This is a genomic window from Vibrio sp. OPT24 (assembly GCF_015163545.1).
GTDB lineage: Bacteria > Pseudomonadota > Gammaproteobacteria > Enterobacterales > Vibrionaceae > Vibrio > Vibrio cyclitrophicus.
In genome coordinates, this window is the sequence record NZ_JADDYI010000016.1 from 27,575 (window position 1) to 43,814 (window position 16,240).

Consider the following 16,240-nt stretch of genomic DNA (forward strand, 5'->3'; position numbering starts at 1 on the left):
CTGTGAAGTCTAGTCGGTATTCAAACACCAGCACTTCTAAACTCAAGCTCTCAACGCCTTCCCCTAAAAGAAACTCAACTGACGCATTTGGTCTTTGGGTTGCAGCATTACGCTTAAACCAAGAAGGCGTATTTCTCGCCCCTGTTGTCTTTTCAGTATTTCACTTAACAGTTCTTTGAAGTGTTCGCGATCTAAAGAGGCGTGGATGTGTTCAATAGTGGTTTGTTGAAAATCAGCAAACTTGAGCTTAATTCCTTGCTTGATAATCGCTTTACTTGGACTGGCTTTTTCTAAACGAGTTTCAAGTTCAGGAAATAGCTTATCTTCTATCACCTGCCAACACTCAGCATATGTTGATATGTTCTGAGTGAAGGTACGTTCTACGCCTACCGACTTTCTCTCTCGCTCAATGATAACTTCTCGATCATCAATGCCGTGGCTACGCTTCCAAAGTGATGCACCTTGGCGGCCAAACCTCAGTAGTAAGTCTCGATAGTCAGATTCTTTAATGTCCTTACAAGTAAAGAAACCCGATTGATGCAGCTTCTCAATACTCACCTTACCAACACCGGGAATCTTTTCGAGTGGTAATTCGTCAATAACAGCTTGTACGTCTTGAGGCGGAATAACAAACTGACCATTGGGCTTGTTCAGATCTGAAGCCACTTTCGCCAAGAACTTTATTGGGGCAATGCCAGCAGAAGCCGTCAGGTTGAGTTCATTCCAAATATCACGACGAATCGACTCCGCAATCAATGTTGCTGAACCAAGACACTGCTTCGAATCCGTAACATCAAGAAAGGCTTCATCCAAAGACAGAGGTTCAATGATGGATGTATATCGAGAAAATATCTCACGAATCTTTTTAGAGGTCTCTACATAGACCGGCATCCTTCCTGGAACAACTAGCAAACCAGGGCACAGTTGTAGAGCTTTAGCTGTCGGCATTGCAGAACGAACACCAAACTTTCGCGCTTCGTAATTACACGTACTCAAAACACCGCGCTGTTTTTCATGACCACCCACTGCGAGCGGTCGATTCCGATAAGACGGGTTATCTCGCATTTCTACAGCTGCGTAAAAACAATCCATATCAACATGGATTATTTTTCTCACTTTCTCTTGGTCCGCACTACGCATCTAGAAATAACTCAACCTTACAACTGTATCTATGAACAGTATAATCAATTATTCTCAAATTTAAAATGATATAGAGTCCAGCTCAACAGGTTTCACTTCAATAGCCACCTACAATTCTGATAGTATTGTTAACGAGTATTTAGTCTATAAGTAGGGATCGCTTTTGAGTGAAAAAATACTAGTGGTAGAAGATAGCCGTGCATTCAGAAACTACCTTTACCAACAACTTAAGAACGATGGCTATGACGTAAAGTTAGCCGAATCAGTGGCACAAGCGAAAGCTATCTTAGAGCAAGAGACAGACTTCTTGTGTGCGGTATTAGATTACTGCTTACCCGACGGTCAAGATGGCGAGATCATTGATTTAGTACTTGGCTACCAACAAAAGATCATAGTGCTCACTGGCATGTTCAACAACACACTTCGAGAGCAGGTGCTCGCTAAAGGTGTGCTTGATTACATCCTCAAAGACAGCATGTCATCGGTAAGTTATTTACTCCCTCTCGTCAAAAGAATCTCGAATAATCGACATCACAAAGCTCTGGTCGTAGATGACTCAACTGTGGTTCGTCGGTATATCGTGCAACTTTTAGAACATCAATACATTCAAACGGTCCAGGCCGAAGACGGAGAACAAGCACTAAAGCTTCTCCAAAACGATCCTGATATTACTTTTGTCGTTACTGATCACGATATGCCAAACAAAGATGGTATTTCGATGACCCGCGATATTCGAGTTCACCACGACCGTAATCAACTCGCGATTCTAGGTCTATCTGGCAGTGATGACCGCACCATGACAGCACGCTTCCTCAAAGCTGGCGCGAACGACTTCCTTTATAAGCCCTTTAACCAAGAAGAGTTTTTCTGTCGTATCCATCAGTTGCTAGATATGAAAGAAGCGACCAACGAGCTATTTCGACATGCCAACGAAGATGCCTTAACTGGCCTTTGGAATCGTCGTTACCTATTCAATCAAACATGTAAAGGTTGCGAGCAACGAAGCATCGCGATGATGGATATCGACTTCTTCAAGAAAGTGAACGATACCTACGGCCATGACGGTGGCGATGCAGTGCTGATTGAAGTAGGAAAGATCATCAAAGACCACTTTAAAGATGACGTAGCGGTTCGTTTCGGTGGTGAAGAGTTTTGTATTCAATCATGTGGCCCATTTGAGGCCTTTGTCGAGAAGTTAGAATTAATGAGGGTTGCGATACAAAGCCAAAACGTAATGCATGATTCACAATCGATTAAAGTAACCATGAGTATCGGTGTTACTGACTTGGTTGGCAGTTTGGATGAACAAATCAAAGCCGCAGATGAATTGTTGTATACCGCAAAAGAGCAAGGTAGAAACCAGCTCATATTCGCTCGCAACAACCAACAAATTGAAAAATCGCAACTAAACTGACTAAACCAAAACAAAAGAGCTCAAGACCATTGGCCTTGAGCTCTTTGCATTTTAAGGAGCTCGGTGACACCAGCTCCAGAATCAATATCGCAAATTAAGCAATACGGTCTTTATTCCAAGACGCTTCTTTTTGTTGGCGTTCAGCCAGTTTTTCTTCACGGTATGCTTCGCGCGCTTCACGTTTCTTACGCGCATCACAAGGTTCTGGGCAGTTACATACTTTATCGATACCAACAGCACCTAAGCCACCACAGCTGCCTTTCACAACTTTCTTTTGGACTATATAGCCAATAGACATTGCTGTGATTACGGCAAGAAAAACACCAAATGTAATCAGAAATGTATTCATAATTCTCTCGCTTACCTTATTTACCTAAGTATGGCTTAAATGCTTCAGAAGCAATTTCTTTAAAGCCATCTGCTGTTTTTACCACCATGAATGCTGGGATGTCATGTTGGTTTGCGACTTCCATTCCTTTAACCTCACCTAAGACCATTAAGCCAGTAGATAAGCCGTCTGCAGTCATTGAAGACGGGTTTAAAACTGTCACAGAAACCACTTTATGGTGAAGAGGCTTTCCTGTTTCTGGGTTAATGATGTGAGAGTAACGCACACCATCACGCTCAAAATAGTTACGGTAATCACCAGATGTCGCGATCGCCATATCACCTGGTTCAATAATCTCTTGGATGTTACGCTCTTCAACGCTTGGTTTTTCGATAGCGATACGCCAGCCTACACTTTCGCGATTTAAACCCTTCAAGCGGATTTCCCCGCCCACTTCTACCATATAGTTGTGAATGCCAATTGAATCCAGATAATCTGCAACAACATCAACGCCCCAACCTTTTGCAATAGTTGAAAGATCAACATACAAGTTTGGTAAGTCTTTTTTCAGTTTATTGCCTTCAACGCTAAGATGATGAATACCAACCTTTGCCTTGCGAGCCGCTAATTCTTCATCTGTTGGTACTACTTCAGGGCGAGCTTCAGGGCCAAAACCCCACAGATTAACCAGAGGACCTACAGTAACATCCAACGCGCCTTCAGTAAGACCGTTCAAACGAATTGCTTCTTTCACTACAAGAGCAGTTTGTTCAGAAACTTCGAAAGCGTCAGCACCACGATGTTGATTAAAACGGCTCAGCTCAGAGTCCTCACGGTAAGTCGACATTTGATCGTTCACTTCTTCAAGCAGACGATCGATCTCGGTATGAACTTCATTTGACTCAGGAAACTCATCACCATTGATATACTTAATGTTATAACTGGTGCCCATTGTTGGGCCACTTAAATGCACTTGCTCTCTTGGCTGCTCACAGCCAGCAAGAAAAATCAAAGAAGTTAATGCAACAAGCCAAATTCTCACTTGCTTACTCCTATTTAATGTTGAGGATTTATATAAGGAAAAATAAGAGAATAAATAGGTATTTTTAACACCTTACTCTTTCTTATATAAGCCGTTGTATTGTCAAAAGCTATCTTAGAAAAACAAATGGCTGACTCGTAGGAGTCAGCCATAATATCAATCACTTAAATGGATTAACCACCAAAGTCATCTAGTAGGATGTTTTCATCTTCTACACCAAGATCTTTAAGCATGCCGATAACAGCAGCATTCATCATTGGTGGACCACACATGTAGTACTCACAATCTTCAGGAGCTTCATGATCCTTCAGGTAGTTTTCGTACAATACGTTATGGATGAAACCTGTGTAACCGTCCCAGTTGTCCTCTGGTTGAGGATCAGACAGTGCACAGTGCCACACGAAGTTTTCGTTTGCAGCCGCTAGGCCGTCGAAATCTTCAATGTAGAACATCTCACGCTTAGAACGTGCACCATACCAGTAAGACATCTTACGAGTAGAGTTAAGACGCTTAAGTTGGTCGAAGATGTGTGAACGCATTGGCGCCATACCTGCACCACCACCGATGAATACCATTTCATTGTCTGTGTCTTTAGCAAAGAACTCACCAAATGGACCAGAAATAGTACATTTGTCGCCTTCTTTAAGAGACCAGATGTATGAAGACATCACACCAGGAGCTACATCAGGGTTATTTGGCGGCGGAGTTGCGATACGCACGTTAAGCTTGATGATGCCTTTCTCTTCTGGGTATGAAGCCATAGAGTAAGCACGGATCGAATGCTCTTTAACGATAGACTCGTAACGGAACAAGTTGAACTTATCCCAGTCACCACGGTATTCCTCAGGAATATCGTAATCTGCGTATTTCACGTGATGTGGTTCAGCTTCAATCTGAATATAACCACCTGCGCGGAACGGAACCTCTTCACCTTCAGGGATTGCTAGAGCCAATTCTTTGATGAAAGTAGCTTCATTGTTATTCGAGATAACAGTACATTCCCACTTTTTAACACCAAAGATATCTTCGTCTAGTTCAATCTCCATGTCAGTTTTCATAGCAACTTGACATGCAAGACGTTCGCCTTCGCGAGCTTCACCTTTTGTGATGTGATCAAGTTCAGTAGGTAAGATGTCGCCACCACCAGACTTAACTTTTACACGACACTGACCACAAGAGCCACCGCCACCACAAGCAGAAGATACGAAGATACCAGCGCCAGCTAGGGCACCAAGTAGCTTGCTACCAGGTTGAGTAACGATCGCCTTTTCAGGGTCGCCGTTTACTGAAATAGTGATGTCACCTGATGGTACTAACTTAGACTTAGCGAAAAGAATCACTAGAACTAGAGCCAGTACAATAATGGTAAACATCGCTACGCCAAGAATAATGCTTTGCATTTGTTATTCCTTATTACTGGGTGCTTACCCTACAGTTGAACACCAGAGAAAGACATAAAGCCTAACGCCATCAAACCAACAGTAATGAACGTGATACCAAGGCCACGTAGACCTGGAGGTACGTCAGAGTACTTCATCTTCTCACGGATACCCGCAAGAGCAACGATAGCTAACATCCAACCCACACCAGAACCGAAGCCGTAAACAACAGACTCAGCAAAGTTGTAGTCACGAGTTACCATGAAAGATACACCACCAAAGATTGCACAGTTAACTGTGATCAGTGGAAGGAAGATACCTAGTGCGTTGTACAAAGGTGGGAAGAAACGGTCTAAAACCATCTCTAGGATTTGTACAAGTGCCGCGATAACACCGATGAATGCGATGAAGTTAAGGAAACTTAAATCGACACCTTCAACAAGCGCGTTTTCTTTTAGGATGTGTGTGTAAACAAGGTTGTTTACAGGAACAGCGATTGTAAGTACTACAACTACCGCAACACCAAGACCAAAAGAAGTTTTAACTTTCTTAGATACCGCTAGGAATGTACACATACCTAGGAAGAAAGAAAGCGCCATGTTTTCGATGAAAATCGATTTAACTAGCAGACTAATATAATGTTCCATGACTACCTTACCCCTTCGCTTCTACTTGTTCTGGTTTGAACACACGAATTGCCCAAATCAAGAAACCAATTAGGAAGAACGCAGAAGGTGCTAGAAGCATCAAGCCATTTGGCTGATACCAACCACCGTTGCTCACTAGAGGTAGTACTTCCATACCAAATAGTTTGCCAGAGCCTAGAAGCTCACGGAAGAAACCAACAGTGATAAGAACGAAACCGTAACCAAGACCGTTACCAATACCATCGATTAGAGATGGGATTGGTGCAGACTTCATTGCGAATGCTTCAGCACGACCCATTACAATACAGTTAGTAATGATTAGGCCTACAAATACAGATAGCTGCTTAGAGATATCGTATAGGTATGCTTTAAGCACTTGGTCTACCACGATTACTAATGATGCGATAATTGCCATCTGAACGATGATACGCACACTGTTAGGAATGTGGTTACGGATCAAAGAAACGAAGAAGTTAGACAGAGCAGTAACAAACATTACCGCGATAGTCATAACAAATGCTGTTTCTAGCTTAGTGGTTACCGCAAGAGCAGAACACACACCAAGAACCTGTAGCGCGATAGGGTTGTTATCCAACACTGGCGCTAAGATGCTCTTTTTAATTTCTTTTGCACTAGACATTAGTTCAGACCTCCATCACGAACTTTTGCTAGGAACGGACCAAAGCCCATTTCACCTAACCAGAAGTCAAATGTATGTTGAACGCCAACGCTGGTCAGTGTTGCACCTGAAAGGCCATCAACACCGTGCTCAGAACCTTGAGGAGCACCACCTTTAACTACCTTGATAGCTGGCTTGTGGTTGTCGTCGAATAACTTCTTACCAACGAATTGAGCACGCCAAGTTGGGTTCTCAACTTCACCACCAAGTCCAGGAGTTTCACCTTGCTCGTAGTAAGTGATACCAGAAACTGTGTTGCCATCAGTTTCTACCGCAACGAATGCGTACATCATTGACCATAGACCGTTACCGTGAACAGGGATGATAACTTTAGAAGTTTCAGCGCCATCTTTCACTAGGTAAACCGTACCAATGTTAGCACGACGAATGATCTTAGCGATGTCATCTTCAGCTGAAAGCTTGATTGACTGAGCTGGATCTTTTGCCGCTTTACGTTGGTCGTATGCAGCAGCATCGCCGTCAACGAAATCGCCAGTAGCGAAATCAACTAAACGAGGTTCGATGTTCTCTGCGTACAGTGCTGGAATATCACCTGCAAGTTCAATGCCCGCAACTTCAAGGATCTTAGTTTGCTGATCCAGAACTGCGTTAGCTTGTTGCTTAGGTTTAAGAACAACTGCAGCTGTTGAAACGATGATTGAGCACACTAGGCTCAATGCGATAACAACAAACAGCGTCTTTTTAATGCTATCGTTATTACTTGCCATAGCGCGCTAGTCTCCGCTTAATGTTCTTCTCGATTACAACGTGGTCAAACAGAGGAGCAAATAAGTTTGCGAATAGAATCGCAAGCATCATGCCTTCTGGGTATGCAGGGTTAACTACACGAATCATTACACACATTGCGCCGATTAGGATGCCGTACCACCATTTACCACCGTTGGTAAATGACGCTGATACAGGGTCTGTTGCCATGAAGAACATACCAAATGCGAAGCCACCTAAAACTAGATGCCAGTGCCAAGGCATGCTGAACATTGCATTAGTGTCAGAACCGATCACGTTAAACAATGTTGATACAGCAATCATACCAATCATTACACCAGCAATGATGCGCCATGAAGCAATGCCCATGTATACAATCATTGCAGCACCGATCATAAGTGCAAGCGTTGATACTTCACCGATAGAACCTGGGATGTTACCAATGAACGCATCCATCCAAGTGATCGTCTCACCAGATACTGTATTCATTAGTGCACTACCACCGCCTTGAGCCCATTGGCTAAGCGCAGTTGCACCAGAGAAACCGTCAGCTGCAGTCCAAACTACGTCACCTGAAATCTGTGCAGGATATGCAAAGAACAGGAACGCACGACCAGCAAGCGCAGGGTTCAGGAAGTTACGACCCGTACCACCAAAGATCTCTTTAGCAACAACAACACCGAAGGTAATACCTAATGCTGCTTGCCATAGAGGAAGTGTTGGCGGAACGATAAGCGCAAATAAGATAGAAGTAACAAAGAAACCTTCGTTGACTTCGTGTTTACGTACCATACAGAACAGTACTTCCCAGAAACCACCAACGATAAATACCGTTGCGTAGATAGGTAAGAAGTAAGTCGCACCCAAGAGCATCTTACTGCCCCAACCTGCATCGGCCCCTAAGGAGGCGCCTAACATTTCGGTTAGCCAGTAGTGCCAGTTACCATCAATGATAGAAACCAGCTCTGCACCTGAATACATGTGGTTTAGTGCTGCGATAGCTTGACCACCTGCGTTATACATACCCCAGAACATTGCTGGGAATACCGCAAGCCAAACCATGATCATGATACGTTTTAAGTCAACGCTGTCACGGACATGTGAGCTTTTCTTTGTAACTGTACCTGGTGTGTAGAACAGTGTTGCTGCAGCTTCGTAAAGCGCAAACCACGTTTCGTGTTTACCACCTGGTTCAAAATGATGCTCGATGTCTTCAATAAACTTTTTAAGGCCCATGAAAATTACCCTTCCTTCACAATTATATCTAGGCATTCACGAAGTAACTGACCGTACTCGTACTTACCAGGACATACAAAGGTACACAGTGCTAAATCTTCTTCATCTAGCTCTAGCGCACCAAGTGCTTGTGCACTATCAACGTCGCCAGCGCATAGATCGCGAAGCAGCAAAGTAGGCTCCATATCTAATGGCATTACTTTCTCGTAGTTACCAATTGGAACCATAGAGCGATCACTACCGTTTGTTGTCGTTGTCATGTTGAACAACTGACCTTTAAACACGTGACCAAGGAATGAACGAGTAACAGAGAACTTGTTCTTACCAGGCATTGCCCAACCAAACAGCTCTTTATCACGACCTTCACGAAGAACCGAAACCTGTTGATGGTAACGGCCAAGGTAAGCATGTGGACCTGAAGCGTGAACACCAGATAACACTGAACCTGAGATCAGGCGAACTTCACCTGGCATCAACTCGCTGTCCGTTAACTCTTCAAGGCTAGCACCAATTTGAGTACGAACTAGACGTGGGTTGTTAACTACTGGACCAGCCAGAGAAACAACACGCTCAGAGTAAATCTCACCAGTAAGGAAAAGCTTACCGAATGCGATAACATCTTGGTAGTTAATGCTCCACGCTACGTTTTGTGCATTTACCGGGTATAGGTAATGCATATGCGTGCCTGCAAGACCTGCAGGGTGTGGGCCATCAAAAACATGTTCTTCAACGTTAGACTGAGCTGAACGAGGTAAACTAGTACCTTTTTTACAAACGTACACTTTACCGTTAGTCAGAGTTGAAAGAAGATCCAAACCAGCAACGAAAGCATCAGACTGCTCGTTAATGATTAATTCTGGCTCAGCTGCCAACGGATTAGTATCCATAGCAGTTACGAAAATAGCCTGAGTTTCAGAATCAATGGCTGGAACCTTGCTGAACGGACGAGTTCGCAAAGCGGTCCATGCGCCAGACTCAACTAACTGAGATTTAACCGTTTCACGGTCAAGACCTGCTAGTTGGCTAGCTTCATAGCTATTGAACGTGATTTGCTCATTGCCTGCTACTTCAATCACTACTGATTGAAGAACACGCTTAGCACCACGGTTCACTTCAATAACTTTACCGCTTGCTGGAGAAGTAAATACAACACCTGGGTTCTTTTTATCTGCAAAAAGAACTTGGCCTTTCTTCACTTCATCACCAACGCGAGCATGCATCGTAGGACGCATACCAACGTACTCTTCGCCAAGCAAGGCGACTTTAGTGATGGACTTACCATCATTAATCACCTGGGATGGAGTTCCTGCGATAGGAAGATCCAAACCCTTATTTATTGTAATCATACGCACTTGCACTACTTTATCGGGAAAAAGATTCTTTTAATTGCGTAAATTCAGGACGTTTTAAACTCGCCCTTAGACACGACATTACAGTGTCCGGTTTTGGTAAATTTGAGATACCAAAATCGCAACATTTTCATAATAAAATCACCACACGAATCATGTGAGATTTATCAGGTGCGATATTCTAGCATTTTTTGACAACTCGATGCCATGACCAATAACTTGAATACAGCCTTTATTTGGTGAGATTTGAAGCATATGGCCTCTCAAATATGTATAAATTTGACGAGCCGCACAGATAAAATGGCTTTTGAATCGTGTTTTAAACAAGAGATTAATACTCTGTCACAAACTAATATTTTACTAGTTATGTTGAAACACTGTTAATAAAAACATTACTCATTGTAGGTATTTGAGCCCGTTCAATTTGACATCAGTTTGGGTGATATAAGAACGAAAAATACATAAGTTTGACGACAAAAAAAGCGCCATGGCGCTTTTCTCTGTATATAGGCCTTCTTACTTTCCGCCACCCATACACATTGGACTGTCTGGCACGCTATCTAGCTGCTTCATCCATTCATCTTTTGTATAAGTGTGAATAGACAGTGCGTGGATATTATTGGCTAACTCTTCTGAAAGTGCCTTATTTACCGCTCGATGACGAGCAATAAGACGCAAACCTTCAAACACATCACTGACAACAATCACTTTAAAATGACTCTCAGAACCAGCCGGAACATTGTGCATATAGCTCTCATTCACCACGCTTAAATGACTTGGTGAAAACTCATTGTGCAATTTTGTTTCGATAACTTCTTGGATCATTGTGATTCCTTAATAACGTATTGGCATTACTGTGAGGTGATTATAAACCCTAACAGGTCGACTGTCTGAGTATTTCATTGCAGACGGCATCGGTTTGGTTGAGTTTTTTCTATCTTGTTTAGCCTGCATTTGAGACAATATCTCTGTTATTTCTTATTATAAGCACCTCAAGTATGAAAACCGATCTTACCCTTCTCGATAGAACTTTGACCTTACATCGTTTCCCTAAACGTTCAAATGAAACTCTTCAAGCTTGGGATGCGGGCGACGAATACATTATCAACCATGTTGAAGAGATGAATCTTGAACCTGGTAAACACATTTTAATCATGAACGATAGCTTTGGTGCTCTATCTACTTGGTTCTCCAAAGATCATGATGTCACGATGATGAGTGATTCTTTTATCTCCCATCGTGGCGCACTGAAAAACTTACAACGTAATCAAAGTAATCGTGTGAGTTTCTTAAACACAATGGATGCGATCCCACACGGGATTGATCTTGTGATTATGCAGTTGCCGAAAACAAACCGTCACCTGATTTGGCAGTTAAGCCAATTACGTCAAGCGTTACCTGAAGGCTGCCAAGTCATTGGGGTAAATAAAGTGAAAGAGATACACACTTCAACGCTTAACATTTTTGAAAAATATCTAGGCGAAACAAAAACATCGCTAGCAAAGAAAAAACATCGCTTAGTCTTATCTTCTCCAAATTGCCAGCCGATTCAAAAAGTCGAACCTTACGTTGAGTGGGATGTAGACGGTGAAGATATCCGTCTGAAAAATTTACCAAATGTTTACTCAGGGGAAGCACTCGATCAAGGCGCTCGTTATATGCTAGAGCACATCCCTCAAGATCCTGAACTACGTCATATCATCGACTTAGGCTGTGGTAATGGCGTATTGAGTGTAAAAGCAGGCCAATTAAACCCACAAGCTCGTATCACTTGTGTGGATGAGAGCTTTATGGCTGTGGAATCAGCACGACAAAATGTAATAGATAACCTAGGTGAAGAAGGCAACTTTCAGTTCATTGCTAACAACTGTTTAGATGGCTTTAAGAAAAACAGCACTTACTTGGTTATGTGTAATCCTCCATTCCACCAGCAACAAGCGATTACTGATCACATTGCATGGCAAATGTTCTGTGATGCAAAGCATGTTCTAAGCAATGGGGGCAAATTAATTGTTATTGGTAACCGTCACCTCGGATACGATGTAAAACTAGCGAGATTATTTGGTGAAGCGAACGTTGAAACGCTTGAATTGAACCAAAAATTTGAGATATTACAAGCAACAAGAGAACCTGCTAACTTTAACAAATAGGCAGTAGACCGCTTTAAAATACCGAGCTTCTTGTGTGAATTTAGAAAGGATAAAGGAATGAAAAAACTGATTTTGGCTGCCTCTATTATGGCTTTAACAGCATGTTCAGCCCCTCAGCAAGAACAGATCAACGTAATGCCAGAAGCTTCATTAAGCTCAAGCAACCTTGTGCAAGGCAAAACATACACGTTAACCAGTAAAGATGTACGTGCTGCTCAGTATGTTGCATTGGTTGATAGTGGACGTTCAAATATCCAACCAATTCACGCAAAGCAAAATATGCGTATTTCTCTGGAAAACGCTTTAGCACAACAGCTAGAGTCACAAGGTTTTCGTGCAAGCGTAAACAGTGAAAACTCTGTGGTTTTAGAAATTCAAGAAGCACTTGTTACCGTCAAGCACACCATTATGGAAAACCAAATGGACGGTAAAGTGACGCTTGAAGTAACTGCTGAAACACCTGAAGGTAAGCTAGTTAAAACATTCAACGGTACAGCGACTCGTACCGGAGCACTAAGCGCATCAAACGACGACATCTCAATGGTGCTTAACGATGTGATCAACTTGGTTCTTACTGAAATCGCGAATGACCCTGAACTACAAAACTACATGAAGGAACGTTTCTAATGAGCCGCATTCTTACTTCTATCGCATTAATGCTGGTGAGCGTGAGCGTTTGGGCTGGTCCTAAAGTGAACGTTGAAACAACATTAGGTGACTTCACTATTGAACTAAACCAAGAACAAGCACCGATTAGTGCTGAGAACTTCCTAAAATACGTTGAAGACGGCAGCTACGAAGGCACTATCTTCCACCGAGTTATTCCGGGCTTTATGGCACAAGGTGGTGGCTTCGATCAGGACATGAATCAACAAGCGACTTATGCTCCAATCAAGAACGAAGGCAGTAACGGTCTAAAGAATGATACAGCAACGATCGCTATGGCTCGCACTAATGCGCCTGATTCTGCGACTCGTCAGTTCTTCATTAACTTTGCTGACAATGATTTCTTAAACGCGAAAGGCGGTAATCCTGGTTACGCTGTATTTGGCAAAGTGACTGAGGGGTTTGATGTCATTCAAAAGATGGCCACCATTCCAACTAAACGAATGGGACGTATGTCAGACATCCCAACCGACCCAATCGTCATCACCAACGTAACCCTTCTTAAGTAACCTCATCAAACGCCCTTATTTCTTAAGGGCGTTTTTCTATACAAGGACGCCCTATGTCATCAGGCACTCCCTCTCTTACTTGGATGCAGACTTTCCGCAGCTACCTAGATAAACGCTTACTTTGGGTGTTTATGTTAGGTTGTTCGAGTGGCTTCCCATGGGTTCTTATTGGCTCCAACATGTCTGGATGGCTTAAAGATGCGGGCTTAACTCGCGCTGCAATCGGCTATTTTGGTAGCGTATTTGCAGTCTACGCCATTAATTTTTTATGGGCTCCCTTGGTTGACCGAGTCAAGTTGCCAATCCTGCACTCCATTCTAGGTCAACGACGCAGCTGGATATTTTTATGTCAAAGCTTTGTATTGATCTGCACATTATTAATTGCAGGAGTGAACCCAGCCAATGATCTGATGTTCACTTCCATGCTTGCGCTTGGAATTGCAATTGCTTCTGCTACTCAAGATATCGCGATTGATGCTTTCCGTATTGATTCATTTCCAAAATCAGAATCATCAAAATTGCCACAAGCTTCTGCTATGGCCGTTGTCGGATGGTGGACAGGTTACTCACTTCCGGGTTATCTGGCATTTATCAATGCCGATTCTATAGGTTGGAACGGTGTATATTACGGTATGGCTGGTGTCGTCGTCGTTCTGATGTTGTTCACGCTGTTTGTTGGTGAGCCGATTACCAAACGTGAAGCACTACAAAAAGAAGCTCTGCAACGTCATAATAAAGTGGTGGGTTCAAAAGTTGTGGCGTGGTTCAGTGTCACAGTATTAGAACCGTTTTATGATTTCTTTAGGCGGAATGGTGTTCAGGTAGCGATTACTCTTCTGCTGTTTGTATTCCTATTTAAGATAGGCGAAGCTTTCTTAGGGCGAATGTCGATCCCCTTCTACAAAGAGATAGGCTTTAGCAACGAACAAATTGGTCACTACTCCAAGCTAATTGGCTGGGGCGCAACAATATTCTTCACCTTGTTAGGCAGTATCTTCAATGTCAGGTTCGGTATTGTGCGCGGGTTGATGATTGGCGGTATAGCAATGGCAGCCAGTAACCTGATGTTTGCATGGATAGCTAAAGCGGGCCCAAGTGAAACTCTGTTCTTGGCAACAATTATTGTCGATAACTTTACAACGGCATTCTCGACAGTAGCATTCGTGTCTTTCTTAACACTATTAACTGGGCAAGCCTTCTCTGCAACCCAGTATGCATTACTCGCATCCTTGGGTAACTTCGGTCGCACCACGCTGGCTTCCTTCAGTGGTGAGTTGGTTGATTTCCTCAATGATTGGTCAACCTTCTTTATACTGACCTCATTAATGGTCATTCCAAGCTTGATCATGCTTTATTCGTTACGCCACTTTTTCACTGATTTATTAGAGAAAGCTAAAACCAACCAAGAATAAGAGCAAAAGAAAAAAGAGGATAGCATTGAGCTGCCCTCTTTTGTTTTCTGATTACTGACATCACAGATCTAGTCTGTTGTATCACTCACTAATAAGTTGAAGCCCATTCCCGCCACATCATCAATCGCCACAACTTGATAAACGACACCATCAGCTAAGGTTGCAGGCGCAGAGTCAATGGCAACAGTAGTTGGGTCTCCTGCTACAGTAATCGTCACGTAGTAAGATCCCGCTGCCACATAAATACCATTCGCGTAATCTTTGAATTTCACGTTACTCAATGCCGGTGTACTTCCTGAAATTCCCACGTTTTCGGTTAAGTAAATGTCAACTAACGCTGCGATTGGGTTAGCCGCTGCATGAGTAATATTCAATACCGCACTAGTGGCAACAGGGCGTCTATTTTCCGGTACAACCAGAGCTTCCAAATTAAGATTCGATACTGTTCCTACTGCATACACACTGTAATCCATACCAGTAAACACAGCTAAACCATCAACATCAATAAATGTGGGAGACGTCGTCGCAGTTTCATAGATGTCAATATCGTAGCTCCCTGCCGCTAGATCTAAGAACCCACGAACTTCTTTAAACATCAAATCATCAAGCGGAGCAAACTGGGTTGAATTCACATACACATCTACATTTGGTGCACCATCCACAAGGTGCCCCACTCTTACTTCTGCGGTTTCTGCCATATCGTAAATCAAAGATGAGCCTTTACCATCCATCACCATAAGTTTCACTGGAGACGCACTGTTTGAATCAGCTCTAGGTACCGCCGCTATAGTCAACTCACTACCGCCAGACAGAGTAATTTCTCCAGAATCAAAAGCAATAGCACTACCACTCACTGTTTCTAGTCTCACTCGATACTGCCCAGCAGGGATATTCAGAACGTCTGTGAAATCTTTATACCCTAACGTCCCGAGAGGTGTGCCTAGAGGATCACTCGGACCTGTAACGTATAAGTTCACATCCCCAACACCAGATGCCGCATGAACAACCTGCACATCTAAACTTGAGCTTGTTGCTGTACCACTCGCAGGTCTCGTCACGACTAACGCTTCAACTGGATTATTCGAACCGTCAGCATCACCAACTACCATCACTGTATAATCAGTATCGCTGCTCAATTCAAATTGGTTTTGAGGTAATACAGTTAGAACGGCATCGCCAGGGAGTTGAACGTCAACTTGAACGGAAGTCTGCCCAGCTGTCACTGATGTATACCCTGATGCGTTGGCATAATCGACACCCGTCCAACGTGCCTGACTGTTAATCAAAACATTCGCAAGCGGCGCATCTGGTGACGCATGTACCGCTTGAATTTGCGTTGTGGGCTCATCGTCGTCATTACAGCCGACAATAAAAAGCGCTGAAATTGCTACTGCTAAAATTGGTGAATATTTCATTAGTCTTCTCTCCAAAACATTTAGAACAGCTCAACGCACAAAAGGAAGTTTCTTAAAAGTCTGTCAACACTTAATCTGTGTATAGCGCAAAGAACTGTCTCGTTATCTCTTTTTAGTGGTAAGCAACAGGGTTTGTAATCCGATTTAC

16 protein-coding genes are annotated in these 16,240 nt (G+C 43.1%); 5 read left to right on the forward strand and 11 right to left on the reverse strand.

The window, feature by feature from the left end; all coding sequences use genetic code 11:
• Nucleotides 1–63: 63 nt before the first annotated feature.
• On the reverse strand, nucleotides 64–1,140 hold the full coding sequence (dinB, locus tag IQO02_RS04960; RefSeq protein WP_010439064.1) for a DNA polymerase IV: 1,077 nt from the start codon (nucleotides 1,138–1,140) through the stop codon (nucleotides 64–66).
• Nucleotides 1,141–1,303: 163 nt separating this feature from the next.
• Here dinB and IQO02_RS04965 point away from each other — a divergent pair, with 163 nt between their 5' ends.
• The gene (locus IQO02_RS04965) at nucleotides 1,304–2,554 is read left to right on the forward strand and encodes a response regulator (protein ID WP_016793092.1); all 1,251 of its coding nucleotides are present in this window, start codon (nucleotides 1,304–1,306) and stop codon (nucleotides 2,552–2,554) included.
• 94 nt (nucleotides 2,555–2,648) lie between these two features.
• Here the strand turns inward: IQO02_RS04965 and nqrM are convergent, their stop codons facing one another.
• The 9 genes from nqrM to bolA form a co-directional block, all read right to left on the reverse strand.
• Entirely contained in the window at nucleotides 2,649–2,903 is a 255-nt protein-coding gene (gene nqrM, locus IQO02_RS04970; RefSeq protein ID WP_010439061.1) for a (Na+)-NQR maturation NqrM, read from the reverse strand.
• A 16-nt stretch (nucleotides 2,904–2,919) separates the two neighbouring features.
• Entirely contained in the window at nucleotides 2,920–3,924 is a 1,005-nt protein-coding gene (locus IQO02_RS04975; protein ID WP_010439058.1) for an FAD:protein FMN transferase, read from the reverse strand.
• 173 nt (nucleotides 3,925–4,097) lie between these two features.
• Nucleotides 4,098–5,324, reverse strand: a complete 1,227-nt coding sequence (nqrF, locus tag IQO02_RS04980) for an NADH:ubiquinone reductase (Na(+)-transporting) subunit F (RefSeq protein ID WP_010439056.1) — start codon at nucleotides 5,322–5,324, stop codon at nucleotides 4,098–4,100.
• A 29-nt stretch (nucleotides 5,325–5,353) separates the two neighbouring features.
• Nucleotides 5,354–5,950 (reverse strand): NADH:ubiquinone reductase (Na(+)-transporting) subunit E, encoded by a 597-nt coding sequence (gene nqrE, locus IQO02_RS04985; RefSeq protein ID WP_009848375.1) that lies wholly within the window; start codon nucleotides 5,948–5,950, stop codon nucleotides 5,354–5,356.
• Between the two features lie 7 nt (nucleotides 5,951–5,957).
• The gene (locus tag IQO02_RS04990; RefSeq protein WP_010439052.1) at nucleotides 5,958–6,590 is read right to left on the reverse strand and encodes an NADH:ubiquinone reductase (Na(+)-transporting) subunit D; all 633 of its coding nucleotides are present in this window, start codon (nucleotides 6,588–6,590) and stop codon (nucleotides 5,958–5,960) included.
• Nucleotides 6,590–7,357, reverse strand: a complete 768-nt coding sequence (locus tag IQO02_RS04995) for a Na(+)-translocating NADH-quinone reductase subunit C (protein WP_010439050.1) — start codon at nucleotides 7,355–7,357, stop codon at nucleotides 6,590–6,592. Before IQO02_RS04995 ends, IQO02_RS04990 begins: the two co-directional genes overlap by 1 nt.
• Nucleotides 7,347–8,591, reverse strand: coding sequence for an NADH:ubiquinone reductase (Na(+)-transporting) subunit B (locus tag IQO02_RS05000; RefSeq protein WP_010439046.1), 1,245 nt, complete (start codon nucleotides 8,589–8,591; stop codon nucleotides 7,347–7,349). The genes IQO02_RS04995 and IQO02_RS05000 overlap by 11 nt, the downstream gene beginning before the upstream one ends.
• Nucleotides 8,592–8,596: 5 nt before the next feature.
• On the reverse strand, nucleotides 8,597–9,937 hold the full coding sequence (locus IQO02_RS05005) for a Na(+)-translocating NADH-quinone reductase subunit A (protein ID WP_010439044.1): 1,341 nt from the start codon (nucleotides 9,935–9,937) through the stop codon (nucleotides 8,597–8,599).
• Nucleotides 9,938–10,456: 519 nt separating this feature from the next.
• The gene (gene bolA, locus IQO02_RS05010) at nucleotides 10,457–10,765 is read right to left on the reverse strand and encodes a transcriptional regulator BolA (RefSeq protein ID WP_010439043.1); all 309 of its coding nucleotides are present in this window, start codon (nucleotides 10,763–10,765) and stop codon (nucleotides 10,457–10,459) included.
• A 173-nt stretch (nucleotides 10,766–10,938) separates the two neighbouring features.
• Between bolA and IQO02_RS05015 the strand changes: the two genes are divergently transcribed.
• From IQO02_RS05015 to IQO02_RS05030, 4 genes are read left to right on the forward strand one after another with little or no spacing between them, the layout of a single operon-like run.
• Nucleotides 10,939–12,090, forward strand: coding sequence for a methyltransferase (locus IQO02_RS05015; protein WP_010439042.1), 1,152 nt, complete (start codon nucleotides 10,939–10,941; stop codon nucleotides 12,088–12,090).
• A 57-nt stretch (nucleotides 12,091–12,147) separates the two neighbouring features.
• Nucleotides 12,148–12,717, forward strand: a complete 570-nt coding sequence (locus IQO02_RS05020) for a YajG family lipoprotein (RefSeq protein ID WP_010439040.1) — start codon at nucleotides 12,148–12,150, stop codon at nucleotides 12,715–12,717.
• Complete coding sequence (locus IQO02_RS05025; protein ID WP_010439038.1) at nucleotides 12,717–13,265, forward strand: peptidylprolyl isomerase; 549 nt, start codon at nucleotides 12,717–12,719, stop codon at nucleotides 13,263–13,265. Before IQO02_RS05020 ends, IQO02_RS05025 begins: the two co-directional genes overlap by 1 nt.
• Before the next feature lie 53 nt (nucleotides 13,266–13,318).
• Nucleotides 13,319–14,677, forward strand: a complete 1,359-nt coding sequence (locus tag IQO02_RS05030) for an AmpG family muropeptide MFS transporter (protein ID WP_010439036.1) — start codon at nucleotides 13,319–13,321, stop codon at nucleotides 14,675–14,677.
• Nucleotides 14,678–14,745: 68 nt separating this feature from the next.
• On the opposite strand, the gene IQO02_RS05035 is transcribed toward IQO02_RS05030, so the two are convergent.
• Complete coding sequence (locus IQO02_RS05035; protein ID WP_010439033.1) at nucleotides 14,746–16,092, reverse strand: DUF4397 domain-containing protein; 1,347 nt, start codon at nucleotides 16,090–16,092, stop codon at nucleotides 14,746–14,748.
• Nucleotides 16,093–16,240 lie beyond the last annotated feature (148 nt).

Excerpts from the sequence above, each read along its gene's own strand:
- bolA (WP_010439043.1), bottom strand. The coding sequence starts at position 10,765 with ATGATCCAAGAAGTTATCGAAACAAAATTGCACAATGAGTTTTCACCA.
- IQO02_RS04995 (WP_010439050.1), bottom strand. The coding sequence starts at position 7,357 with ATGGCAAGTAATAACGATAGCATTAAAAAGACGCTGTTTGTTGTTATC.
- IQO02_RS05015 (WP_010439042.1), top strand. The coding sequence starts at position 10,939 with ATGAAAACCGATCTTACCCTTCTCGATAGAACTTTGACCTTACATCGT.
- IQO02_RS05000 (WP_010439046.1), bottom strand. The coding sequence starts at position 8,591 with ATGGGCCTTAAAAAGTTTATTGAAGACATCGAGCATCATTTTGAACCA.
- nqrM (WP_010439061.1), bottom strand. The coding sequence starts at position 2,903 with ATGAATACATTTCTGATTACATTTGGTGTTTTTCTTGCCGTAATCACA.
- nqrE (WP_009848375.1), bottom strand. The coding sequence starts at position 5,950 with ATGGAACATTATATTAGTCTGCTAGTTAAATCGATTTTCATCGAAAAC.
- IQO02_RS05035 (WP_010439033.1), bottom strand. The coding sequence starts at position 16,092 with ATGAAATATTCACCAATTTTAGCAGTAGCAATTTCAGCGCTTTTTATT.
- IQO02_RS05005 (WP_010439044.1), bottom strand. The coding sequence starts at position 9,937 with ATGATTACAATAAATAAGGGTTTGGATCTTCCTATCGCAGGAACTCCA.
- nqrF (WP_010439056.1), bottom strand. The coding sequence starts at position 5,324 with ATGCAAAGCATTATTCTTGGCGTAGCGATGTTTACCATTATTGTACTG.
- IQO02_RS05020 (WP_010439040.1), top strand. The coding sequence starts at position 12,148 with ATGAAAAAACTGATTTTGGCTGCCTCTATTATGGCTTTAACAGCATGT.
- IQO02_RS04990 (WP_010439052.1), bottom strand. The coding sequence starts at position 6,590 with ATGTCTAGTGCAAAAGAAATTAAAAAGAGCATCTTAGCGCCAGTGTTG.
- dinB (WP_010439064.1), bottom strand. The coding sequence starts at position 1,140 with ATGCGTAGTGCGGACCAAGAGAAAGTGAGAAAAATAATCCATGTTGAT.
- IQO02_RS05030 (WP_010439036.1), top strand. The coding sequence starts at position 13,319 with ATGTCATCAGGCACTCCCTCTCTTACTTGGATGCAGACTTTCCGCAGC.
- IQO02_RS05025 (WP_010439038.1), top strand. The coding sequence starts at position 12,717 with ATGAGCCGCATTCTTACTTCTATCGCATTAATGCTGGTGAGCGTGAGC.